Annotated in this window: 22 protein-coding genes and 1 riboswitch; of the genes, 11 read left to right on the top strand and 11 right to left on the bottom strand. The window is 72.4% G+C overall.

The features are described from left to right. Window positions 1-11 precede the first annotated feature (11 nt). The 3 genes from AB0O28_RS36610 to AB0O28_RS36600 all read left to right on the top strand — a co-directional run bounded on the left by AB0O28_RS36610 (window position 12) and on the right by AB0O28_RS36600 (window position 2,835). The gene (locus AB0O28_RS36610) at window positions 12-779 is read left to right on the top strand and encodes an antibiotic biosynthesis monooxygenase (RefSeq protein ID WP_363647176.1); all 768 of its coding nucleotides are present in this window, start codon (window positions 12-14) and stop codon (window positions 777-779) included. Window positions 780-913: 134 nt separating this feature from the next. Next, window positions 914-2,191: a C39 family peptidase gene (locus AB0O28_RS36605; protein ID WP_363647175.1), complete on the top strand. Its 1,278-nt coding sequence runs from the start codon at window positions 914-916 to the stop codon at window positions 2,189-2,191. A 26-nt stretch (window positions 2,192-2,217) separates the two neighbouring features. Continuing rightward, window positions 2,218-2,835, top strand: a complete 618-nt coding sequence (locus AB0O28_RS36600) for a TetR/AcrR family transcriptional regulator (RefSeq protein ID WP_363647174.1) — start codon at window positions 2,218-2,220, stop codon at window positions 2,833-2,835. Here AB0O28_RS36600 and AB0O28_RS36595 read toward each other — a convergent pair. Next, window positions 2,821-4,518: an alpha/beta hydrolase gene (locus AB0O28_RS36595; protein WP_363647173.1), complete on the bottom strand. Its 1,698-nt coding sequence runs from the start codon at window positions 4,516-4,518 to the stop codon at window positions 2,821-2,823. The two genes, AB0O28_RS36600 and AB0O28_RS36595, sit on opposite strands and share 15 nt — an antisense overlap. Before the next feature lie 176 nt (window positions 4,519-4,694). On the opposite strand from AB0O28_RS36595, the gene AB0O28_RS36590 reads away from it, so the two are divergent. Beyond that, on the top strand, window positions 4,695-5,576 hold the full coding sequence (locus AB0O28_RS36590; protein WP_363647172.1) for an IclR family transcriptional regulator: 882 nt from the start codon (window positions 4,695-4,697) through the stop codon (window positions 5,574-5,576). A gap of 155 nt (window positions 5,577-5,731) precedes the next feature. On the opposite strand, the gene AB0O28_RS36585 is transcribed toward AB0O28_RS36590, so the two are convergent. Beyond that, window positions 5,732-7,720 (bottom strand): DUF222 domain-containing protein, encoded by a 1,989-nt coding sequence (locus AB0O28_RS36585; protein WP_363647205.1) that lies wholly within the window; start codon window positions 7,718-7,720, stop codon window positions 5,732-5,734. Between AB0O28_RS36585 and AB0O28_RS36580 the strand changes: the two genes are divergently transcribed. Then, the gene (locus AB0O28_RS36580; RefSeq protein ID WP_363647207.1) at window positions 7,640-8,170 is read left to right on the top strand and encodes a hypothetical protein; all 531 of its coding nucleotides are present in this window, start codon (window positions 7,640-7,642) and stop codon (window positions 8,168-8,170) included. The genes AB0O28_RS36585 and AB0O28_RS36580 overlap by 81 nt on opposite strands. Window positions 8,171-8,667: 497 nt before the next feature. On the opposite strand, the gene AB0O28_RS36575 is transcribed toward AB0O28_RS36580, so the two are convergent. Beyond that, window positions 8,668-8,916 carry a VOC family protein gene (locus tag AB0O28_RS36575; RefSeq protein WP_363647171.1) on the bottom strand — a complete coding sequence of 83 codons (249 nt, stop codon included), beginning with the start codon at window positions 8,914-8,916 and terminating at the stop codon, window positions 8,668-8,670. Between the two features lie 76 nt (window positions 8,917-8,992). Then, window positions 8,993-9,565: a flavin reductase family protein gene (locus AB0O28_RS36570; RefSeq protein WP_363647170.1), complete on the bottom strand. Its 573-nt coding sequence runs from the start codon at window positions 9,563-9,565 to the stop codon at window positions 8,993-8,995. Between the two features lie 165 nt (window positions 9,566-9,730). On the opposite strand from AB0O28_RS36570, the gene AB0O28_RS36565 reads away from it, so the two are divergent. Next, complete coding sequence (locus tag AB0O28_RS36565; protein ID WP_363647169.1) at window positions 9,731-9,934, top strand: hypothetical protein; 204 nt, start codon at window positions 9,731-9,733, stop codon at window positions 9,932-9,934. Here AB0O28_RS36565 and AB0O28_RS36560 read toward each other — a convergent pair. Continuing rightward, window positions 9,907-11,370, bottom strand: coding sequence for an oxygenase MpaB family protein (locus AB0O28_RS36560; protein ID WP_363647168.1), 1,464 nt, complete (start codon window positions 11,368-11,370; stop codon window positions 9,907-9,909). The genes AB0O28_RS36565 and AB0O28_RS36560 overlap by 28 nt on opposite strands. Beyond that, entirely contained in the window at window positions 11,367-12,071 is a 705-nt protein-coding gene (uppS, locus tag AB0O28_RS36555) for a polyprenyl diphosphate synthase (RefSeq protein WP_363647204.1), read from the bottom strand. The genes AB0O28_RS36560 and uppS overlap by 4 nt, the downstream gene beginning before the upstream one ends. 374 nt (window positions 12,072-12,445) lie before the next feature. Next, window positions 12,446-12,587: riboswitch (cyclic di-AMP (ydaO/yuaA leader) on the top strand. Window positions 12,588-12,598: 11 nt separating this feature from the next. Between uppS and AB0O28_RS36550 the strand changes: the two genes are divergently transcribed. Further along, the gene (locus tag AB0O28_RS36550; protein ID WP_363647167.1) at window positions 12,599-13,321 is read left to right on the top strand and encodes a GH25 family lysozyme; all 723 of its coding nucleotides are present in this window, start codon (window positions 12,599-12,601) and stop codon (window positions 13,319-13,321) included. A gap of 57 nt (window positions 13,322-13,378) precedes the next feature. Here the strand turns inward: AB0O28_RS36550 and secD are convergent, their stop codons facing one another. Together secD and AB0O28_RS36540 are read right to left on the bottom strand one after the other, a co-directional pair. Then, the gene (secD, locus tag AB0O28_RS36545; RefSeq protein ID WP_363647166.1) at window positions 13,379-15,625 is read right to left on the bottom strand and encodes a protein translocase subunit SecD; all 2,247 of its coding nucleotides are present in this window, start codon (window positions 15,623-15,625) and stop codon (window positions 13,379-13,381) included. A gap of 36 nt (window positions 15,626-15,661) precedes the next feature. Then, window positions 15,662-16,147 carry a hypothetical protein gene (locus AB0O28_RS36540; protein WP_363647165.1) on the bottom strand — a complete coding sequence of 162 codons (486 nt, stop codon included), beginning with the start codon at window positions 16,145-16,147 and terminating at the stop codon, window positions 15,662-15,664. Window positions 16,148-16,409: 262 nt separating this feature from the next. Between AB0O28_RS36540 and AB0O28_RS36535 the strand changes: the two genes are divergently transcribed. The 4 genes from AB0O28_RS36535 (at window position 16,410) to AB0O28_RS36520 (ending at window position 18,655) form a co-directional block, all read left to right on the top strand. Continuing rightward, window positions 16,410-16,778, top strand: coding sequence for a hypothetical protein (locus AB0O28_RS36535; RefSeq protein ID WP_363647164.1), 369 nt, complete (start codon window positions 16,410-16,412; stop codon window positions 16,776-16,778). A 359-nt stretch (window positions 16,779-17,137) separates the two neighbouring features. Continuing rightward, window positions 17,138-17,503, top strand: coding sequence for a TraR/DksA C4-type zinc finger protein (locus AB0O28_RS36530; protein ID WP_363647163.1), 366 nt, complete (start codon window positions 17,138-17,140; stop codon window positions 17,501-17,503). Next, on the top strand, window positions 17,500-18,330 hold the full coding sequence (locus AB0O28_RS36525) for a rod shape-determining protein (protein WP_363647162.1): 831 nt from the start codon (window positions 17,500-17,502) through the stop codon (window positions 18,328-18,330). Before AB0O28_RS36530 ends, AB0O28_RS36525 begins: the two co-directional genes overlap by 4 nt. Continuing rightward, window positions 18,317-18,655 (top strand): TraR/DksA C4-type zinc finger protein, encoded by a 339-nt coding sequence (locus AB0O28_RS36520; RefSeq protein ID WP_363647161.1) that lies wholly within the window; start codon window positions 18,317-18,319, stop codon window positions 18,653-18,655. Before AB0O28_RS36525 ends, AB0O28_RS36520 begins: the two co-directional genes overlap by 14 nt. Window positions 18,656-18,786: 131 nt before the next feature. Here AB0O28_RS36520 and AB0O28_RS36515 read toward each other — a convergent pair whose 3' ends face one another. The 3 genes from AB0O28_RS36515 to AB0O28_RS36505 are packed head-to-tail and all read right to left on the bottom strand — an operon-like array spanning window position 18,787 to window position 22,941. Then, complete coding sequence (locus tag AB0O28_RS36515; protein ID WP_363647160.1) at window positions 18,787-20,622, bottom strand: ABC transporter transmembrane domain-containing protein; 1,836 nt, start codon at window positions 20,620-20,622, stop codon at window positions 18,787-18,789. Continuing rightward, a complete protein-coding gene (locus AB0O28_RS36510; protein WP_363647159.1) occupies window positions 20,619-22,349 on the bottom strand; it encodes an ABC transporter ATP-binding protein in 1,731 nt (576 codons plus the stop codon). Before AB0O28_RS36510 ends, AB0O28_RS36515 begins: the two co-directional genes overlap by 4 nt. 1 nt (window position 22,350) lies before the next feature. Continuing rightward, the gene (locus AB0O28_RS36505) at window positions 22,351-22,941 is read right to left on the bottom strand and encodes an NAD(P)H-dependent oxidoreductase (RefSeq protein WP_363647158.1); all 591 of its coding nucleotides are present in this window, start codon (window positions 22,939-22,941) and stop codon (window positions 22,351-22,353) included. Between the last annotated feature and the right edge of the window lie 11 nt (window positions 22,942-22,952).

Here is a 22,952-nt window from a genome sequence, read left to right as displayed (position 1 = left end):
GCGCTGTCCACATGATCGTCGAGTACATCCGTTACCGCATCGCGCGGCAGGACGCCGGGGAGTTCGAAAAGGCCTACAGGCGCGCCGCGCAGTCCCTGGCGGCCGCGCCGCAGTGCGTGGACTACGAGCTGTCCCGCTGCGTCGAAGAGCCCGAGTGTTACGTTCTGCGCATCACCTGGACCTCCGCCGAGGACCACCTGCGGGGTTTCCGCGGCGGTGAGCGCTTCGGGGCGTTCTTCGGGGAGATCAAGCCGTACGTCCGGCAGATCGAGGAGATGCGCCACTACGAGCCCACCGCCGTGCGCGGCGCCGGCTCCTCCGTCCCCAGCCTGTACGACTGGGCGGGCGGGACCGAGGCGTTCGAGCGGCTGACCGAGACGTTCTACGATCAGGTCCTCAAGGACGACCTGATCGGTCCCCTCTTCGCCCACATGGACCCGGGCCACCCCAAGTATGTCGCGATGTGGCTGGCCGAGGTCTTCGGCGGCCCGTCCCGCTACACGCGTGAACGGGGCGGCTACCACCACATGCTGCTCCAGCACCTCGGCAAGGCCATCACCGAACCCCAGCGCCGCCGCTGGGTCAACCTCCTCATGGACGCCGCCGACGAGGTCGGCCTGCCCGCCGACCCCGAGTTCCGCGCCGCCTTCGCGAGCTACATCGAGTGGGGCACGCGCCTGGCCTTCGCCAACTCGCAGCCCGGCGCGCGCCCCTCGCAGCAGGCTCCCGTCCCCCAGTGGGGCTGGGGCGTCGCCCCGCCCTACACCCCCGCCTCCTGACGGCGCCGGTCGTAGTGCGGAGCGCGTGCCGGGCCCGCCGTGCGAACCCCGGCAACGGATACGTATTCCTGCCGATGCGCGCAGGAGCCGCGGTCTCTACCGTCGGGGGCGCCGACGAGACCCCGAGGTGAGCCATGCGCGTGCCGAGCGTGTTCCTGCCCGCGTTCCTGTCCGCCCTACTGATGACCTCCTCCCTCACCGCCACGGCAGCCGAGGCCGTGGCCAAACCGCCACCGCCGTCACCGTCGTCCGCCGTCGACGTCGTCTACCAGCGGGCCCACTTCGGCCCGGGCCTGCGGGAGGGAGTGAAGGCGGGCACCACCCTGTCCTTCGGCGCCCCCGTGGGCACGATCTCCTACACCGACGCGCTCGGCACCAAGACCTGGGAGTACGCCCGGTGGACCGGCCCCGAGCGGCCCGTCGGGTTCGCCGCCACCGAGCTGGTGGCCAGCTGGAACGCCGACGTGCCCGCCGGGAGCTGGCTGCAGGTCGAGATGCGCGGCCGCCACGCCGCCGGGCAGACGAAGTGGTACGTGCTCGGCCGCTGGGCGTACGGCGACGAGGACATCCGGCGCACCTCACTGTCCGGGCAGCGGGACGCGGACGGCACCGTCTCGGTGGACACGTTCGTGGCCGCGGCCGGCAAGGCGATCACCGGTTACCAGCTGCGTGTCACGCTGTACCGCACGCCGGGCTCGTCCGTGCAGCCGGTCGTGCGCGCGCTCGGCGCGATGGCCTCGGCCGTGCCCGACCGCACGACCGTCCCGGTCAGCCCCGGCGGCACCGCCTGGGGCGTCGAGCTGAACGTGCCCCGGCGGTCGCAGAACGTCCACGAGGGCCACTACCCCGAGTGGGACGGCGGGGGAGAGGCCTGGTGCAGCCCGACCTCGACCACCATGGTCCTCGGCTACTGGGGCAAGTGGCCCGGCAAGCAGGACACCGCCTGGGTGGACCCCTCCGACCCCGACCCCGAGGTCGACTACGCCGCCAGATACACCTACGACTACGCGTACGAGGGGGCGGGCAATTGGCCGTTCAATACCGCCTACGCGGGGCGGTACGGGCTGGAGGGGTTCGTCACCCGGCTCCGTTCGCTGACCGAGATGGAGCGGCTTGTCCGGGCCGGCATCCCGGTCGTCACCTCGCAGTCGTTCAAGTCGGAGGAACTGCCCGGCGCGGGGTACAGCACCAACGGCCACCTCATGGTCATCGTCGGCTTCACCGCCGACGGTGACGTGATCGCCAACGACCCCGCATCCCCCGACGACGACGCGGTCCGCCACGTCTACCCGCGGGCCAACTTCGAGAACGTCTGGCTGCGCAGCACCGGCAGCGGCGGGATCGTGTACGTCATCCACCCGAAGAACCGCCCCCTGCCCCCGACCACACCGGGCCTGCCGGCCAACTGGTGACACCAGGCGGGTCTATAGTCAGTCAGGTGACTGACTCGACCAGTGCCCGGGTGAAGGCCGCGAGCGCCAAGCGGCAGCGGCTCATGGCCGCTGCCGCCCAGGTTCTGCACCGGCAGGGGGCCGAGCGCACCACCATCGCCGACATCGCCCGCGCCGCGGACGTCCCGGTGGGCAACGTCTACTACTACTTCAAGACCAAGGACGAGCTGGTCGCCGCCGCGCTCGCCGAGCACGCCCGGCATCTCGGCGAGCTCACCGCCCGGCTGGAGCTGCTGCCGGACCCGCGTGAGCGGCTCAAGGGGCTCGTGGAGGCGTGGGTCTCCCAGCGCGACGTCGCGGCCCGGTGGGGTTGCCCCACCGGCACGCTCGCCACCGAGTTGGACAAACGTGACGAGGGCGGCCTGGACGCGGAGGCGGGCAGAGTGATCCGGCTGCTGCTCGACTGGGCCGAGCGGCAGTTCCGCGAGCTCGGCCTGCCCGAGCCCGACGGCCTCGCCCTGACCCTGGTGGGCGCCTACCAGGGCATGTCGCTACTGGCCAACGCCCTGCGCGACCCCGAGATCATGGCGCGTGAGGGCGCCCGGCTGCTCGGCTGGCTCGACTCACTGCGCGGTTCACCACTGGGCGGTTCATCGGGCGCCTGACCCCGCCGCGCGTTGCGCGAGCAGCGTGGTCAGCGCCGTGGTCCGCGCCGCCTTCCGTGCGTCGTCCCACTCGTCCGGCGGCGCGATCCGTGCCCAGGCGGCGACCACCTCGCCGTCGTAGTCGTGGCCGTGTCCCGGCGGTGCGTCGAGGGAGAACACCAGGTCGGCGGTGATCTGCCAGAACGTCACGAAGGGATACCACCGGATCCAGGGCAGCACGTCGTCGCCGCGCCGTTCCTCCAGCCAGTCGGGCCGGGTGAGGACGAGCCGGGGCGTCCACCACACGATCGGGTCGGAGGGATGCTGGAGGTAGACGACTCGCGGCGCGTTCCACGGTGACGCGGGCACGTCCAGGTCCGAGGGGCGGTTGGCGAAGCGCACGGTCTCGCCGCCCCCGTAGACGGGCAGCGCCTCCCTGCTTCCCCGGTCCCTGCCGTCGACGATCCGCCGCCACAGCGCGCTGCTGTCCGGCGGTCCCACGAACAGCGCGCCGTCGGTGCGCTCCCGCAGGTCGCTGTCGCCGCCGAACGCCGACTCCGCGCCGAACGCCCCCAGGCTCTCCCCGAAGACCAGCAGCTTGGGCCGGTGACGGGCGGGCAGCGCCGACCAGCGGGCGTACACCTGGTCGAACAGCTCCCGCCCGGCCGCCTTGGCCCGCTCGCGGTCGACCAGGAACGACAGCCAGCTCGGCAGGTAGGAGTACTGCATCGAGACCAGCGCGGTGTCGCCGCCGTACATGAACTCCAGGGCGGCGGCCGCCTGCGGGTCCACCCAGCCGGTGCCGGTCGTCGTGATCACGCAGATGACCTTGCGGCCGAACGCGCCGGTCCGCTCCAGCTCCCGTACGGCCAGGGCGGCCCGTTCGCGGGTGGTCGCGGCGGAGTCGAGCCCCGCGTAGACGCGGATCGGGGAGACGGCGGGCCGCCCGCTGAACCGGCTCAGCTCGCCCACGCCCGGCGCATCCGCGACGAAGGCGCGGCCCTCCAGGCCGAGGGACGCCCAGGAGACCAGCGAGGAAGGGCTGCCCGACAGCGTGGCCGCGCTCGGCCGGGTGGCGCCGGGCGTCGTCTCGCTGTTGATCGCGGCGAAGCTGCGGTCGGCTCCCATGAGCAGGGCCTCAGTGACGATCCCGTCGGTCAGGAAGACGGCCAGCACACCCACTCCGAGCCCCGCGGCGAACTGCGCGGCCGTCGCGGGGAACCACCGCCCGAGGAGGCGGCCCAGCGCCCGCGCCGCGATCCGCAGCGCCCTGGCCGTGGCCAGCAGGGCCAGGAACAGGGCCGCCGCGACCAGCGGCACCCCCAGGTAGCCGAGCCGCTCCGGCGGGTCCATTCCCATCAGCACGTAGATGTCGCGCTGCGCGCGTACACCGAGGACCAGCGAGGCCGCGCCGAGACCGCAGCCGAACGTCGCGACCAGGCGCCGGACGCGCCGCCGTCCCGTCCGGTGCCACGCCTCGCGCCATCGCTCCGGCATCCGTGCCGCGGCCGGGCGTACGAGTGTGGCGGCGAGCACACCCACCAGGTATCCGGTGGCGGTGAGCACGCCCGCGATGATCCCCTGCAGCGTCCAGGGGCGGGGCAGCAGCGACGGCGTGAGGGACAGGGAGAAGAAGGCGGAGGCGAGGACGATCCCGGCCGTGTCCAGCGGCGCGTTGAGTCGTAACCGCCGCCTTTCCTCCATCAGGCCCCCGATCCCCGTGCCTCACGAAGCAGGCAGGCTATCAAGGTCACGAACCGGTCACGGCGCGGGTGGGGCCAGGTCGTCCACGCATAAGGAAGATCTCTTGGTCTCTTCCCGGAGGCGTGATGCGTTGCTACATTCCGAAGCAAGAATTCATTTCAGTTTTGGGAGGTGTGATGACCGCTCTCCACGCCGAGCAGGAGGCGGCGGCGCCCGCTCGCCGCGAGCCGCCGCCGTCGATGGTCGAACGGATGACGCTGATCCTGGACGCGTTCACCGGCCGCTCCACCCGCCTCACGCTCGAGGACGTGGCCCGCCGCACTCACCTCCCGCGGTCGACGGCTCATCGCATCCTCGATCAGCTCGTACGGCTGAACTGGCTGGACCACACGTCGTTCGGCTACAGCCTCGGGAAGCGGGCGCTCGGCCTCGGCGGCCGGGACGGCGGCCACGGCGAGATCCGGGAGGCCGCCGCGCCGGTGCTGCACAACCTGCAGATCAGGACCGGGATGGTCGTCCATCTGGCCGTGCTCGACGGCGCCGAGGTGTTCTATCTGGACAAGGTCGGCGGGCGGTTCGCCCTGTCGGTGCCCTCCCGCGTCGGCGGCCGGGCCCCGGCCCACTGCACCGCTCTCGGCAAGGCCATCTTGGCCTGGCTGGAGCCCGAACAGGCCGAGGCGCTCGTCGACGGGCACATCAACCGGCCGGCCAGCCGTCTGCCCAGCCGTCTGCCCAGTCCCCTGACCGGCCGGGCGATCGGCGACATCGGCACGCTGCACCAGGAGCTCAACCGGATCAGGCGGCGCCGAGGGCTCGCCTTCGAGCGGGGGGAGTGCTTCCCCGGAATCTCCTGCGTCGCCGCGGCCGTTCGTGGCCACGAAGGACCGGTGGCCGGCATCTCCCTGGCGGGAGACGACCGTACGCCGCTGGAGAAGGTGGCCCCGCTCGTGGTCGAGGCCGCGCGGCAGGTCTCGCTCGCGCTCTTCCCCGATCTCGGGTTACAGGGCGGGTCCCGGGCCGTCCACCGCGTGCCGGACATGGTCACCGGAGCCCGGTAAACCGCCTGCTCACCGCCGGCCGGAACGGCGACCGGCTGTGGACCACCCCGCGGAATCCTCCCACTGAGCCGCACGAGGGCCCATGGGACCGGCGACAGGAGACGAGTCCCCGGCCCACGCACTGGGGTGACTGGCCGCAAACGGCCCGACCGCATCTACATCCGCAGGCGCCTCGCGTGGGCCGGTTGGTAGGTGAAGGTCCAGCGGTCTTTGCCGGTTGTGTGGCGGGTGTAGCGCTCGGGATGCTGGTAGCGGTCACGGTTGTGGAACTGGCAGGCCGGGCCGAGCAGCTTCAGATCGGTCAGGCCGCCGGTGCTCCAGTTGTCGGCGTGGTCGATCTGGCACATGGTGGCGGGCAGGGGGCAGCCGTCGATCCAGCAGGTGGCGTAGCGGGCGAAGACCGCCCGCCGCTGGGCGGGGGTGGCGAGCCTGACTTTTCGGCCCATGTCGAGGACCTGTCCGTCGGCGTTCATGACCAGGCGCACCAGGGTGGAGGTGCGGGCCAGGCGGTGCACGCCGGAGACGGGCAGCACCTGCCCGGTGGCCAGCAGCAGCCCCGGCGCCCTGCCCAGTAGCGCCCCCGGCCATGTTTTTGCCCCCGGACCCAGCCCTGTCGCCGGCCCTTGCTCCGCCGAGTCTGCCCCCGGCCCTGGCACCGGCCCTGCGCCCGGCTTACGAGGGCCCAGCTTATGAGGGCCCGGGTCGTGGCAGTCCGGGTCATGGGAGTGCCGCCCTCCGTGCACGTCGCCGTGGGCGTCGGGTGTGCCCAGCCCATGCCGGTGTCCCCCCGCAGGCCGAGGCCCGGCGTGGGCATGACGGGCAGAAGCGCCCCACGAAGGAGGATCCGGCGGTTGCCGCTCATCCCAGCGCGACCTACCCGGCCGTGACTCGCCCTGCTGTGACTCACGCTGTCGTGGCTCGCTCTGCTGTGGCGTGCGCTGTCGTGGTTCGCTGTGCTGGGGCTCGCTCGACCGCGCCCTCTCCGACCGCGCCTCCTCCGATCGCGCCTCCTCCGGCCGCGCCTCCTCCGGCTGCGTCCCTTCCTGCTGCTTGCTCTCCGACTCGTTGCCCTCCGACTGTCCGAACCCGGCTGCGTCACCGAGGCCCGCAGCACCGGCGCCCACAGCGACCGCGTCCGCCCCTTGGGCCTCGCTCGACGCAGAGCACACCGCCTCCTCGGCGGGCCCCACGGACTCGGCCGGCTCGATGACGATGTCTTCGGCGTCCTGGGTCTCCGGGCGGGTGCCGGGGTCCTCGGCGTCGCTCGTGCCGTTGTTCTCGAAGTCCTCCATGTCCTGGCAGTTCTCGCTGTCCTCGGCGGCGGTGGCGTCCTCGGGGTGGTTGGCGTCGTCGCCCTGGTCGCCCTGGCCGGGGACCGGGTGGTTGGCGTGGTCGCCCTGGCCGGGGACCGGGTCGTTGGACGGGTCGGTGGCCGGGTCAGGGTCGGTGTCGGGGTCGGTGGCGGTGCCGGTGTCCTCGGTGTCGGTGGCGGTGACCGGGTCGGTGGGGAGGGACTCGGCGTTGACCAGTACCAGAAGCTCGGCGACGATCTTCTGCTCCAGCAGCGCGATCAACGCATCGGCCTGACGTACCCGCAGCGGCCGGTCATCACCCTCCGCCCGGGGCCGGGCATAGGCGTCCAGCAACGCCCGCAACCGGGCGGCCGCCTCACGCGGCAGATAAAACTCCCCCTCCAGCCCACCCCCCTTACCGGGGCGGACCCGCAGAAACCGCCGCCCGTAATCGGCCCGCTCATCACGCTCGTCCCCATCAGGGTCCAGCACCGCCCGCAGATACCGGCCCGCCCTGGCCACCTCCGCCGGCCCCGCCCGGCCCGCCAACTCCACCAAAATCGGCTCGGCCAACCCCGCCTGCTCACCGATCAGGTGCTCGGTAGCCATACAGATGGCCTCCACCACCCCCGCCGACAGCTCACCGTCCGCGAACTTCTCCCGCACCCGCGGCAACCGGGCCAGCTCCACGCCCAGGGTGAGCAGGCGGCCCGCCCCCGCCACGCTCATCCCACCCGCGGTACGCAACCAGCTACGCGTGGAGGCATGCCCATGCTGCCTGGCCTGCCCCGCACGATGCACCCGCCCCACCCGATCCGCCAACGCCGAGGTGATCCGATCGCGGGCGAACATCAAGTCCTCGGCCTCGGCCAGGCAGACACCGGCATCATCCGGAAACGGCGCCAGCGCCAACGCCTGCGACGACTCCCGCAACGAGGCCACCAACACCCACGACGACCGGCCCCGACTGCCGCCGCCCCTACCAGCGCCGCCCGCACCACCACCGGCATCCCCAGCACCACCGGGGCCACCCGAACCAGCATCAGCATCGGCACAAGCAGAATCCGCGGCACCAGCAGAACCAGCCGCGGAAGCGGCCCCGGAATCGTCACCAACAGCACCGGCGGCATCCGCCGCGCCAGACCTGAAAGCGCTGTCGGCTCCGGCAACTTCGGCCCCGGTGCTCGCAGCAGCATTTCCGGGTCCGGATTTGTCGGCTCTGGTGCCGTCGGCACCGTCGCCCGCGGCGCGGCCACCAGCGGCCGCGTCGTCCTCCCCATTGGTCGAACGGTCATTGACTGAACCGCCATTGGCTGAACCGTCGCGGGGGCTTTCGGGACCCCGCATCTCACGCTCGACGTTCGACAAATAACTAGCGGCGTATTCGTCGCGGGCGAGCGAACCCTCCGACGACCACAACGGTGAACGAGCGGTCAGCCGATCCCACCAGTCGCCGTCTTCAGCATTCGAACGACGAGGTTGGCCGGGATCCTGGTCGAACGAAATCATCACACCCCCTCGGTGAATTCAAAAGCGTGTTTGAATTATTTCATGCCCTCGGGTGGTTGGGCAACGAGAGGAGGTGATTAGCTGGAGTTACAGATGCGGAAGACGAGAGGAAAGAAGAATAGTCAAACGGTCATAACCTGATTTTGTCGAGATTCGGCATCCGGCCCTATCGTGTTCCCCTTCGCTTACCGGATCGCTCGCCGCCGGAAGGACGCAGACCAGGTGACCGCCGGGTACGCGCAGCACGGCGCAATCCAGCCACCGTGCCACCCGCGTGGCGCCGAAAGCGGTCAGCCGTGCGGTCTCGGCCTCGATGTCATGGTCTCGATGTCCAGGTGGTAGCGAGGGGCGCCGTCGATGGGCTGTACGGCGACGGCGAGCCCCGGAATCGCCTCGTGCAGCGAGATGAACTGCGGCTCCTCGGGATCGACCCGGGTGGGAACGCCGAGGGCGGCGGACCAGAAGGCCGCGGCCTCGGCGGCCTCGGCCTCCGGGGAGTCGATGAGGATGGCGTAGACACGGCTCCTGCGCAGGTCCACACTGGGCAGCGCGACCGGGCCGGTAGAGAGGCGCGATGAGTCACCCGGAGAGGCCGTGGCGAGGGGAGATCGGGGCTCAGCCCCAGTGGTCGCCCCAGCCCCACAGGTTCGGGCCGAGGGCGGAGAACCGGTCGTCGTGCTCCACGCCGAACCGGCCGCGGTAGAACAGCATCGGGCGCTGCTCGGTGGCGACGGGTTCGAGTTCGCGGACACGGCCGATGACCACGTCGTGGTCCCCGGCCACATGCACCTCGCGCACCTCGCCGTGGACGCGCAGCAGCACCCCGCGCAGCGCGGGAGTGCCCCATCGCGACAGGTCCCAGTCGAGCCCGTCGAACTTCCGGCCATTGCTGGAGCCGAACCGGCCGCAGACGTCCACCTGCTCCTCGCCGAGGACGTTCACGCAGAAGCGGCCGGAATTCCTGATCCGCGGCCAGGCGCGGCCTTTGTGGTCGGCACAGAACAGGACCAGCGGCGGTTCGAGGGACACCGACGCGAACGACTGGCAGGCGAAGCCCACCGGTTCGCCGTCGTCGAGGCCCGTGACCACGGTCACGCCGCTCGCGAACATGCCCAGCGCGCGCCGGAATTCGGCCGGCGTCGGCGGCGCCGCCCCGGTGAACTCGGGGTCGGCGGGTGCAGCGGTCATGGACTCACCTCGCGTACGTGTCGATGCCTCAGGTAACGAACTTACAAACCCCCTCGTGTGCGACTCGCAGGGGGATCCCGGTCAGCGGAAGGCGCGTACGGGCGGATTCGCCGTCCGGGCAGGTCACCGGACCTGCCCGCGCCGGTCTCGCCGGTCACGGAACCGATGGGCATCGCCCGGCCGGCCGACGGGGGCCACGTCGTCAACGGCCGGTGGCGGTTGTCGTCGGACACCGGCCGCTGCGACTGGATCTTCCTGGGCGGCATGCTCGGCGACGCCGGGGGGCGAGACGGCCGACCGGTGCGCTCGATGAATTCGGCGAGGGGAACGTGGCGAGGCCGTCAGGACTGGGCGAACAACTGGTCGTAGGCGCCGGAGTGCCGGCGGCCGGCCATGAAGCTCAGGAACCGGCGGACGAAATCGCCACGGGTCAGTCGCTCGCCGGTGTCGCCGCCGCCCGGGTCCTGATCGAAGGCCGTCCGGAAGAGAGCCCGGCACTCCCGCGCGTCGATGACCTGGTCGTCGTCCCTATCGGTGACGTCGAACAGGACCTCGGCGATCCTGACCAGGGCGGGACCGGCCATGGCGGCCGCCGCCGCGGCGTACTCGTGGCCGGTGATGCGTCCGTCGCCGTCGGTGTCGAGCTCTTTCTGCAGCTCGCGCCACCAGTCGGCGAAGGCGGCGAACAGGCGGTCCTCGTCCTGGGTGTCCAGGTCGAGGCGGGTGGCGATCTCCCGCGCCATCGCGGCGAGGTCGGGCCAGTCGAGGTGACCGTCGCCGGTCTGGTCGAGGACCTCGGAGAAGAACCGCGCGGCGGAGCGCTGTGCCGAGTCGCCGGTGGCCTCCGTCTCCCGATCGGGCGTGAGGAGGCGCAGGAGCGCCCCCGCTTTCGCCACGCCACGGCGTAGCCCTTCCAACGTGGGTAGCCCTGTGAGCGCGTCGCCGCCCCGCTGAGGCGCGTAGGCCGGATCAAGCATCGTCATGACCGTGTCGAGCCGTGTCCACGACTCCGGCAGCAGCCGCGTCGCGAGATGCGTGGACAGGTAGGCGGCGTGCATCAGCGTGCGTGTGCCCGGCACCTCGGCGAGCCCCAGTCGCGCGCGGAGCGACTCGGGCAGCGACGCCACGACGACGGCGCTGGCCGTGGGCCCGGCGAGCGCCCTGCCCGCCGCCCACACGGCCGGCCGGTCCCGTAGCAGAGGGGGAGCGGGCACCTGCGCGAACAGGCGGTCGAGGATGACGTGGACCGCTTCGGTGTTCTCCAGCCGCTCTTCCACGAAGCGCGCGTAGTAGCGCCAGAACTCCCGCAGGGTGGGCGGCAGCTTGCCCCCGTAGGGGTCCATCAGGGCGAGGAACGCCCGGAACTCGGCGTACAGCCGGTCCAGGGCGGGGCCGTCGAGGGACTCGCCGCTCAGCCGGCACATCGTGACCGTGGACTCGAACAGCGTCGCCACCACCCAGGCGCGCGCCTCGGAGTCGGCGGCGTTGAACGGGCGGCCCTCCGCGTCGACACCGGTGATGCGGGCGTGCAGGCGGTTGAGCCGGGCCGCCTCCCGCTGCCGCACCTGAATGTCGGGGTCGACGATCCGCTGCGTGCTGAGCACGGTGTTGCGCAGCCGCCGCCACGGGTGCGCGACGAAAGTCGAGTTGGTGATCAACGCCGCGCCGATCTGCGGGTGCGCGGCCTCCAGGACGATGGCCCGGGTCGCCACCAGCCCCCAGCGTGCCTGCCGGGTCAACCGGTGGAGCATCGATCCCGGGCCGAGCGGATCGGCGTCGGTTCCGGCTGCTGCTGCGTCGCTCATCGACATCCCTTTCCCATAGGGGCCGGTGCCTGTACGCCGCCGTACCGGCGCTCGCGCCGCCGGTAGGCCTCCAGGCACTCCCAGAAGTGCTCGGCCCGGAAGTCGGGCCACAGCACCCGGGGGAAGACCCATTCGGCGTACGCCACCTGCCACAGCATGAAGTTGGAAATCCGCTGCTCTCCGGAGGTGCGGATGACCAGGTCCACCTCCGGCATGTCGGGGTGGGGCAGGCGACGGGCGAAACTCTCCTCGGTGACCTGCTCGGGCGGCACCCCGTCGCGGATCAGCGACCGGGCGGCCTCGATGATGTCGCGACGACCGCCGTGATCGAACGCGACCGTCAACGTCATCCGCCGGTTGTCGTGGGTCAGCGCCGTCAGGTCGGCGATGTCCCGCGCCAGCGCGGGCGGGATCCGCGGGTCTGTGACCCCGAGGAACCGGCATCGGATCCCGCGTGTGTGCAGTGACAAGGCGTGTTTGCGTATGGCGCGCCGCACCAGGCGCAGCAGGACGTCGACCTCGGGGGCCGGGCGCCGCCAGTTCTCCGTTGAGAAGGCGTACAGGCTCAACCACTCGACGCCGGCCGTGTGCGCTGCCTCGATGACGTCGATCACGGCGGCCTCCGCCGCCCGATGCCCCGCGGTGCGGGGCAGCGACCGCTGCGCGGCCCACCGGCCGTTCCCGTCCATGACACACGCCACGTGATGAGGGATGCCTCTCACACCGCCCGCCTCGAGGAGAAGCACAAGACCACTCCCGTCGTTCGTCGCGATCCCCTCCCCAGGTTCGGGAGGGAGGAGGAGGGTGATCCCTCCGGAGACGGACTCTTTCACGCAGGGCAATTGATTGACTACTTACCGTCGGTAGCCGTGATCCTTACCCCGGACTGACGGGCCCGAGGGTGCGCCGACGCCATCTCGCCGCGGCAACTCGCGCGCAGGTAAAGACGCCTTTTGTCCTGTTTACACCATTCTGGTGCGGTGTGTACCTTTAGGTGCCACGGCAATGGGTACCGGCGGTCTCCGCCTTCTCGTGTCCGTTGCCGTGTCGTTGCCCGGTCCACGCGATCAGGATGATCGCGCGGCCGCCGAATCCGCGTCCTGCGGAGCCGGGGACCCATTTCCTGGGGTGAATCGGGCGCAGCCCCCAGATGCGTCCGTAGGGCACTTCCTGCCCGAACCCGTCAGCTAACCCGGTAGGCGGCATGGAAGCAAGGAGTCAACCCCGTATGCCCACCCATCGGCTCTCCCTCGGCCGCCGGCCCTCCCGCCGGCGCCTGCGCTCCGCCCTCGCGGCGGCGACCCTCGCGGTCTCGGCCGCCTCGGCCACCGTCACGGCGGCCGTCGTCCTGTCCGCCCCGGCCTACGCCAACCCGCACACGTACGGCCAGGACGTCTCCGGCTACGAGGCCGACCACGACTGGGTGAACAGCCGCGCGCAGTTCGGCTTCATCAAGGCCACCGAGGGAACCTCGTGGACCGACTCGTCCTTCCCCCGCCACTGGCGGGAGCTGGAGAAGAAGGGCATCGTCCGCGGTGTCTACCACTACGGCCATCCCTCCAACGACCCCGTCGCCGAGGCCGACCACTTCCTCGAGGTGGTGAACGCGCAGCCGAGCAAGCCCGGTGACATCCTGGTGCTCGACCTGGAGACCACCGACGGCGAGTCGGTCGCACATGTCAACAAGTGGGCCAAGACCTGGCTGGAGTACGTGACGGCCAAGACCGGGACCAGGCCGATGTTCTACAGCGGCTGGAACTTCGCGAACGAGTACGGCGGCGGCCTCGGCCAGTACCCGCTGTGGGTGGCCCACTACAGCAAGGCCCCGGGCGACATCACGCCGCCCGCCGACTGGAAGTCCTGGGCGATCCATCAGTACACCGACTCGCCCATCGACCAGAACGTCTCCGCGCTGACGCCCGCTGAGCTGCGCGCACTCGGCCGGCGCTGATCCGGCGCTGATCCGCTCTCGTGGCCCCGGGCACGTCCCGGGGCCACGACTCGCGGCTCAGACGACCGCGCCCGATCCGTCACGAGTGACGGGCCTGCGGCGCGGGGCGGCGGGAGCGGGCGGCGGCTGCGAGCTGCGCCTCTCCAGCGCGATCGCCACCGGCCCGGCCACGAACGACGACGACAGCGTGCCGACGACGATGCCGATCAGCAGGGCGACGGCGAAGTCGCGCAGCGAGTCGCCGCCGAACACCGCCAGCGCCGCCAGGATGAACAGCGCCCCGAGCCCGGTGTTGACGGTGCGCGGCACGGTCTGCAGGATCGCGGCGTTCACCACCCGGTGGAACGGCTCCCCGCGCCGCACCGGCCACAGCTCGCGCACCCGGTCGAAGAGCACGACCTTGTCGTTGACCGAATAGCCGATGATCGTGAGCATCGCGGCCAGGAAGACGCCGTCGATCGGCTTGCCGAGCCAGGCGAACGCGCCGACGACGACGGCCGCGTCCACGAACAGCGCCGCCACGGCCGCCGTGCCGAACGTCCACCGGAACCGTAGCGCCAGGTAGACGAGCTGCGCCGCGAGCGCGACGGCGAGCGCGATGAGCGCGTTGCGGCGCAGTTCCTCGCCGAGGCTCGGCCCGATGAGCTCGTCGCGCTGCTTGGTGACCTCACCCACGCGCCGGTCCAGCGCCTCCTCCATGCGGACCACGTCGTCGGCGCTGATCTGCCCGGTACGCACCGAGATCGCGTCGTCCGACCGCTGCACGACGGCCGAGGGGAACCCGGCGTCCGCAACCGCCTGCCTGGCCGTCGCGACGTCGACGGGCCTGCTCGTGCCGAACTCGACGATCCGGCCGCCGGTGAACTCGACGCCGTAGTTGAGGCCACGGGCGACCAGCCCGGCACCCGCCAGCACGAGCAGCCCGGCCGCGACGGCGAGCCACAGCCGCCTGCCCCGCATCAGGTCCGGGTCACGCCGGGTCAGCCAGGTCCTGACCCGGCCGATCGAGCCGAGGCCGGACGCCCGCGGGCCGATCCTGCCGATGAGGGCGGAGGTGAGCACCCGGGTGATCAGCATCGCCGAGACCAGCGAGGCGAGCACGCCGATGGCCAGCGTCACGCCGAAGCCCTTCACCGGCCCGGACGCCAGCCAGAACAGGAGCCCGGCGGCGAGCAGGGTGGTGATGTTGGAGTCGGCGATCGCGCTCCAGGCGTTCTTGAAGCCACGGTCGAGGGCCGCCTTGAGGCCCCGGCGTGGCGCCTCGCCATACTCCTCCCTGGCCCGTTCGAAGACCAGCACGTTGGCGTCCACCGCCATGCCGATCGCCAGGACGAACCCGGCCAGGCCGGGCAGCGTGAGCGTGGCTCCCATGGCCACGAGCCCGGCGTACGAGATCAGGCCGTAGCAGGCGAGCGCGACCGCGGCCAGCACGCCCACCAGCCGGTAGACGACGCCGATGAACACCGCGGTCAGGATCACCCCGACGACGCCCGCCTTGGCGCTCGCCGCGATGGCGTCCGCGCCGAGGGTCGGGCCGACCGTCCGCTGCTCGACCAGCTCGAGCGGCACCGGAAGCGAGCCACCCTTGACCAGCACCGCGAGGTTCTGGGCCTCCTGGGCCGTGAACGACCCGGTGATCTGCGTGGTGCCGCCGGGAATCCCGGCCTCGCAGGCCACCGTTTCCGCTACTTGCGGCGAGGAGATGACCTCGTTGTCGAGGACGATGGCGACGCGGCGCTTGTGGTCGCCGACCGGCGCGCAGGCCGCCTTTCCGGTCAGCTCACGCCAGGGACCGGGCTCCCTGAAGTCGATCGTGACGAACCAGCCGGGGCCCATCTGGGGGTCGGTGCGCGCGGCGGCGTCCGTGACGCCGGCACCGCTGAGCGCGACCGGGCCGAGCTTCAGCTTCTGGCCGCTCTCGTCGGCGATCGCGTCCTTGTCTCCGTCCTCCGCGGGACCGAGCACGGAATGGAAGTTGAGCTGCGCGGTCTTGCCGATGACCTTCGCGGCCTCGCGCGGGTCGAGCACACCGGGCAGTTCGACGATGATCCGCTTCTCGCCGGAGCGGACCAGGGTGGGATCGACGACTCCGAGGGCGTCCGCCCTGCGCCGGAGCACGTCGAGGGCACGGTCGGTGGCGCCGGCGTCCGCCTTGACCGTGGGGGAGTCCTTCGTCTCGAAGACGAGCTGGGTGCCACCGCGCAGGTCGAGGCCGAGGCGCGGGGCCATGGTGAGGGCGAGCAGCAGTGAGGTCGCGATGACGGCGAGCGCCGCCACCGCGCGCCACAGGGGCGCACGGGACATGAAGCCTCCACAGGCGTGACGAACTGGGAAAAGGTCTCAGTACGCCGTGGAGGGAGGAGCGCGGGCCGTAGCGGCCCGGCGCGGGCACTGGGCGGGCGGGCCGTCGTGGCGCGGCCCGGCCCGGGTGACCCGGGTGCCGCCGCGCGGCGCCGACGGATTGGGCAGCACGACCGGCCCGCCGGACACGCCGGGGCCGCCCGCGCCCGCCTGGACGCGGGACGGGTCGCCGTTCGCGGGCCGCGTGGCGTGCGCCGGAGCGCAGGCCCGGACGTCCGTGAGCCGGGCGCCGTCACGCGCCGGGGACCAGGCGCCGGCCGCCTGGCGCACACCGCGTGTCCCGGCCGCCGGACGGACCGGAGCGAGGTGCGGGCCGGCGCCGTGTGGGAAGGCGCCGTGTGGGAAGGCGCTGTGCGGTGCGGCCACGCGATGCGGCGTCTCCAGCGCGGACGCGGGCACGCCGGCCGCGGTCAGGAAGATCGCGTGCAGCAGGAGCAGCAGCGCGGCGGTCAGCCTGCGTCGCACGATCCCTCCCTCCCACGCGACCCGGTCTTGCGGGCCACCGTAGCGGCTTCCGCGCGCGCGTGGCGCATGCCGTGCCGCATCCCCTGCCGGTAGGGACATGCCGTACGGGAGGGAAGGGGAAACGCACCCGGGCGTACGGGAACGGCGCCGGAAAACGGGGTACGCATCACGAATGCCGGGAATCGGGCGCGCACCGAACGTCACAAACGGGCAGCGGGAAACGCAGATGACCGTTTCGCGAAGGTGGGTTATGGTCGGTCTCATGGCGACCTCACGACGTGGCATGTGCGGGTCCACCGCCTTCACGTTGGTGGTGGGCCTGCTGATGCTCGCCCTCGCACTGGTCGCATCCACCCCCGCCTGGTACGGCGGCGATCCCGCTCAGCGCACGCCGCAGGGCGCCACCGAGCTGTGGACGATGGGAGCGTGGACGCCGCAGTCGGCGACCCTGCCCACCGGCGGCGCCGGTCCCGAGCACCTGCCGTTCCCGTTGCGGCCGCGCAACGCGGCGGTCACGGTGGCTCCCGTCTACGCACCGGTGCCCGCCCGGGCCCACGAGGACATCGTCCTCAGCCCGCAGCAGACCGGGCACCGCACCGCCGGCTCACGCAGTCCACCACAGGTCCGCTGACCAAAGCCCGCTCGGAGCCCGCGGGAACCGCGGCACCGTCACGGCCCTCGTCGTCGCGCGCCTGATCCATGTCCGGCCATGCCGGATCGGCGCGCCGGGCGACCGGGACCGGTGACGCGTGCCTACGTCCGCGCACCCGCTCACGCACACCCGCACCCCGCCACACCGCTGTCCCGCCGTGCCCGTCGGCACGGCGCCGTCGGCGTGTCCCCGTGGGGAGCGGGTCGTCGTGACGCCGCGCTCCGAGCGGAGCCCCCGGCCGCCGCCACGCGGGCCCGCCCGCGTACTCATCTCGTGCACCGGCACCGGTGCGTCGAGGCGCGCACGCTCGCGCGCCGACTCATCCTTCACCTGGAGTGATGCCGCTTATGGCAGAGATCAGGTCGCCGCGCCTCCTCATGGAGGAGTGCCGGCGGTACACCGCGCAGCTGTCCGAGCTGCGCATGCTCCTCGAGGAGCGGCTCCACGCCGCCCGGGCCGAGCTGGCCCGGACGCGCGATCCGTACGACGTGGCGTCGTCCGTCGTGGCACGCCCGTCCGCCGCGCGCGTACGGCAGGCGCGTCTCGACGTCGCCGCGATCGAGGCGGCGCTGGAGCGGATGGACCGGGGCCTGTACGGCACCTGCACCCGATGCGAGGCGTTCCTGCCGCTCGACCGGCTCCGGCTCGCGCCGCACGTGCAGCAGTGCGCGGCCTGCGCCGGCGAAGCCCGGATGACGGCATGACGGTCATGACCGGCATGACCGGTGTCAACGTGAGGAGAGGCAGGGAACCGGCCCTGGCTCTCGACCTCGGCACCGCGCGGACCCGGCTGCTGCTGCCCGGCAGCACGGCGGTCAAGGAGCGGCCGTCGGCGTGTGGCGAACCGGGGGCGCGCCGGTGGCCGGTGCGGCACGGCATGGTGGCCGACATGCCGGGATGCGCCCGGCTGGTCCGCACGGCGCTGCTCGACGTCGTGACCGAGCGGCACCCGCCCCTGGAACGCGTTCTGCTCGGCGTGCCCGTCGCGGCCTCGCGACTGGACCGGCGAGCCGCGTACGCGGCCGTCAACAGCGCCGCCCGCTGCCGGGTGACGATCGTCGAGGAGCCGCTGGCCGCGGCGGTCGGCTGCGGCCTGGACATCGCCGATCCGAGGCCCCGGCTCCTGCTCGACCTGGGGGCGGGGATCGCCGAGGCGGTCGTCATCCGCTCCGGAGAGATCGCCGACGCGGGCGCCGTACAGGTGGCCGCGGGCGACCCGGCGGAGGGCGCCGGCTGCCCGCCGTACGCGCGGGAACGCGTCGTGGCGATGGTCGCCGACCTGATCGCGCGCGTTCCCGCCGCCCTGCGGGGCATCGCCAGGCAGCAGGGCCTGCTGATCACGGGCGGCGGCGCCCACGACCCGGAGCTGGCCCGCAAGCTCTGCGCGGAGCTGCGGATCACCGTCAGCCCCGCACCCGATCCCGCAAACGCGACCGTCAGAGGGCTGGCCTGCCTGCTGTCCACGGTCCGGCACCGCACCCCCGGCATGTCTGCCATCGGACGAAAGGACGTCGACGATGACCACCAGTGACGAGTTCACCGCCATCAGCCAGCCGCAGATGCAGGCGATGCGCGCGGACCTGCAGGAGCAGCTCCAGTGGCGTGAGGTGCAGCTGCGCGACCTGCGGGCCGACGTCGGCGGCGGCAACGAGGACACCGCCAAGCTCGCCCTGCTCGCCGACGTCGCCGCCACCGAGCGGGCGGTCGCCGAGCTGCGCAAGGCGCTGGAGCGGATCGACGAGGGGAGCTACGGCCGGTGCGCCGACTGCGCCGCGGTCATCCCGTTCGGCCGGTTGAAGATCCGGCCCATGGCCCGCTACTGCATCACCTGCCAGCGGCGCCACGAGGCCCGCTGACGCCTGCGCCGCTCCGCCCCCGGGCCTGCCCGCCGGGACTTCCACCGAGCGGGAGGGCGGGGGCGGACCGGTGCCCGGCTTCCTGCGCCCGGTCTCCTGTCCCGGGCCGCCGTCACGATGGGCGGCGGCCGTCAGCGGGATCCGGAGAGCCGAGCACCGGGCAGTTGAGCACCGGACAGTTGAGTGCCGGGCAGTTGAGTGCCGGGCAGTTGAGCACCGGACAGTTGCGCGCGGTGGAGCCGGGCGTACGCGCCTCCCGCCGCCAGCAGCTCGTCGTGCGTGCCCTGCTCGACGATCCGCCCCTCGTCCATCACGAGGATCAGGTCGGCGTTCCTGATGGTCGACAGCCGGTGGGCGATGACGAAACCGGTGCGCCCGGCCCGCAGCGAGGTCATGGCCCGCTGCACCAGCACCTCGGTGCGGGTGTCGAGCGCGCTGGTGGCCTCGTCGAGCACCAGGATCGGGGGATCGGCCAGGAACGCGCGGGCGATGGTGACGAGCTGGCGCTCGCCGGCGCTCAGCCCCTCGCCGTCGTCGTCGATCACCGTGTCGTACCCGTCGGGCAGCGTGCGCACGAGGTGGTCGACGCCGGTGGCCCTGGCCACCTCGACGATCCGCTCCCGCGGCACGTCGCCGGCGCCGTACGCGATGTTGTCGGCGATCGTGCCGTGCCGCAGCCAGGTGTCCTGCAGCACCATGCCGATCCTGCTGCGCAGCTCCTGCCGGGGCACCCGCGCGATGTCCACCCCGTCCACCGTGATGCGCCCGCCCGTGACGTCGTAGAAGCGCATGAGCAGGTTGATCAGTGTGGTCTTGCCCGCGCCGGTCGGGCCGACGATCGCGACGGTCTGCCCCGGCTCCGCGACCAGGGACAGGCCCTCGATGAGGGGGCGGTCCGGCGCGTACCGGAACGAGACGTTCTCGAAGACCACCCGCCCGGTGGTCGCGGCCGGCAGGCGGACGGGGTCGGCGACGGGCTCCTCCTCGTCCTCGTCGAGCAGCTCGAAGATCCGCCCGGCCGAGGCGAGCACCGACTGCAGGAGCGTGGACATCGACGTGACCTGGTTGACCGGCTGCCCGAACTGCAGGCAGTACTGGATGAACGCCTGCACGTCGCCGACCGACAGCGCGCCGGCCGCCACCCGCAGGCCGCCGATCACCGCGACGAGCACGTAGTTGAGGTTCATGACGAGCGACATCGACGGCCCGATCAGGCTGGACAGCAGCTGCGCCCGGAACCCCGCGCGGAACACCGCGTCGTTGCGCTCGCCGAACTCCCGTACGGCCTGGCGCCGCCGGCCGAAGACCCTGACCAGGGCGTGCCCGGTGTAGGTCTCCTCGACGTGGGCGCTCAGCCGGCCCGTGGCGGCGAACTGCTCGGCGAACCTCGGCTGCGCCCGCCTGCCGACCACCCTGGCGGCCACGACGGAGAGCGGCACCATGACGACCGAGACCAGGGCGAGCAGCGGCGAGGTCCACACCATCATCGCGAGCACGCCGACGAGCGTGAGCAGCGCGGTGACCGCCACGCCGAGCACCTGCTGCAGCGTCTGGCCGACGTTGTCGACGTCGTTGCCGGCGCGCGAGAGCACCTCGCCCCGCTGCCGCCCGTCGAAGTAGGCGAGCGGCAGCCGCGCGAGCTTGGCCTGGGTCCGCTCCCGCAGCCGGAAGACCAGCCGCTGCACGACGGTCGCGGTCGCCCGCTGCTGGACGAAGGAGAGGCCGAACGCCGCCAGATAGCAGGCGAGGGCGGCCAGCAGGATCCGGCCGGTCGCGGCGAAGTCCACCCCCTGGCGCCCGCTCGCGGTGGACAGCACCACGTCGGTGGCCGCGCCGAGCAGCCGGGGGACCGTCACGGTCAGGGCCACGGCCCCGGTCGCGCAGACCAGGGCGGCCACGGCGAGCGGGAGTTCCGGGCGGGCGTCTTCCAGCAGGCGCCGGACGACGCCTCGTTTCCGGGCTGTCATGCGGCCACCTCCAGGCCTGTCTGGGAGGACACGATGTCGCGGTAGGCGGGGCAGGAGACCAGCAACTCCTCGTGGGTGCCGGCCCCGGCGACCCGGCCCTCGTCGAGCACCACCACCCGGTCGGCGTGCCGAACCGAGGAGATCCGCTGGGCGACCAGGAGGACGGCGACGTCGCGGGTCTCCCGGGCCAGCGCGCCGGTGAGCGCCCGCTCGGTGACCGGGTCGAGCGCCGAGAACGGGTCGTCGAGCAGCAGCACCCGGGGCCGGGCGGCCAGGGCCCGCGCCACCGTCAGACGCTGGCGCTGGCCGCCGGACAACGACGTGCCCCCCTGCCCGAGCGGCGTCTCCAAACCCTCCGGCAGCGCCTCGACGAAGTCGCGCGCCTGCGCGACCTCCAGCGCCTGCCACAGCTCCGCGTCCGTCGCCTCGGGCCTGCCGTACCTGAGATTCGCGGCGATGGTCCCGGAGAACAGGTACGGCCGCTGCGGCACCAGACCGACGACGCCGGCCGGTTCCTCCGGTGGCAGCGACGCGAGGTCCGTCCCGTCCAGGAGCACCTGCCCGCCGGTCGGGCCGAGCAGCCGGGCGACGAGGTTCAGCAGGGTCGTCTTGCCCGAGCCGGTGGAGCCGACGATCGCGACGGTCTCGCCGGGCCGGACGACGAGGTTCACGCCGCGCAGCACCGGCTCCTCGGCGCCCGGATAGCGCAGGTGCGCGTCGCGGATCTCCACCTCGCCCTGCCAAGACCGGCCTCGCCAGGTCGGATCGTCGCCGAGCGGTTCCGTCCCGGTCTCCAGCACCTCGCTCACCCGGAGGGCGGAGACCCGGGCCCGCGGCGCGGCCAGGACGGTGAAGGTCGCGAGCAGGGCGGAGCCCAGGATCACGGCCAGGTAGTTGAGGAACGCGACCAGCGAGCCCACATGGGTGATCCCGTCGTCGACGAGGTGCCCGCCGTACCAGACGACCGCCACGCCGCAGAGGTTGCCGATCAGCATTCCGGCGGGGTACATCACGGCAGCCAGTCGCGCCGCGCGTACGGACGCGTCCAGCAATCCGTCGTTGGCCTCGGCGAACCTGGCGCGTTCGCGCTCCTCGGCGGCGAACGCCCGGACGACCCGGACGCCGGCGATCTGCTCGCGGACGAGCCGGTTGACCTGGTCGACGCCGCGCTGCGTCGCCTGTGCCAGCGGGGTGAGCCGGCGCAGGATCGCCCACAGGACGACCGACAGCGCGGGCAGCGCGACCAGCAGCAGCGTGGACAGGCGCAGGTCCTGCCGCAGCGCCATGACCACCCCGCCGAGGAAGATCATCGGCGTCGCGGCCAGGCCGGTCAGTCCCATGAAGACCAGCGTCTGCACCTGCTGCACGTCGCCGACGGTGCGGGTGATCAGGGACGGCACGCCGAAGCGGGCCACCTCCCGGGAGGAGAACGACTGGACCTTCGCGTAGACGGCCGCACGGAGGTCCTGGCCGACGGCGGCGGCGGTCCTGGCGGCGAGGACTCCCACCACGGCCGAGCACAGGACCTGTGCCAGCGTCCCGGCCGCCATGAGGCCGCCCAGACGCACGATCAGCCCGGTGTCGCCGCGCAGCACGCCGTCGTCGATGAGCGTGGCGTTGATCGTGGGCAGCAGGAGGGCGGCGAGCGCCTGCGCGATCTGGAGCACGCCGATCAGTGCGACCGCGCCTCGGCGGGGCCGCAGGGCGGAGCGGATCAGGGAGCCCATCTCAGCCCCCGTACGGCCGGGCCGCCCGCGCCTCGCGCAGGGCCCGGCCGAACCAGACGAGCTCGTCGAGCATGACCTTGGCGGCGCCTTCGGGGCCCGCGGGGTCCTTCGGCCAGTTCCCCTCCGGGTCGAACAGCGTCCAGGGGCTCTGGAAGGCGACCGAGTCGCGGATCGTCACCGCGTGCAGCTCGGCGAAGACCAGCCGGAGCTGCTCGACGGCCCGCAGGCCGCTGGACATGCCGCCGTAGCAGACGAATCCGATGGGCTTGGCCGCCCACTCCCGGTGGTAGCTGTCGATCATCAGTTTGAGCGATGCGGGGAAGCTGCGGTTGTACTCCGGGGTCACGACGACGAAGGCGTCGGCGGCCTCCACCCGGGGCTGGAGCCCCGTGACCTCCTCCGGCTTCTCGCCGCCGAAGTGCCCGCGCAGCCCGTCGGGGAGCCGGGTCTCGGCCAGGTCGATCACGTCGAGCGCGACGTCGTCGCGGCGCTCGGCCTGGCCGGCCAACCAGTTCGCCACGAGGGGCGCGACCCTCCCGTCCCGGACACTGCCGATGATCATCGCGACACTGAGCCGGTCTTCTCCGGACATGGTCTCCTCCA

Origin of the sequence: Microbispora sp. NPDC088329 (assembly GCF_040685655.1) — a bacterium.
Lineage (GTDB): Bacteria > Actinomycetota > Actinomycetes > Streptosporangiales > Streptosporangiaceae > Microbispora.
The sequence above is the reverse complement of the archived record's forward strand: the minus strand, read 5'-3'. Positions and strand labels throughout refer to the sequence as shown.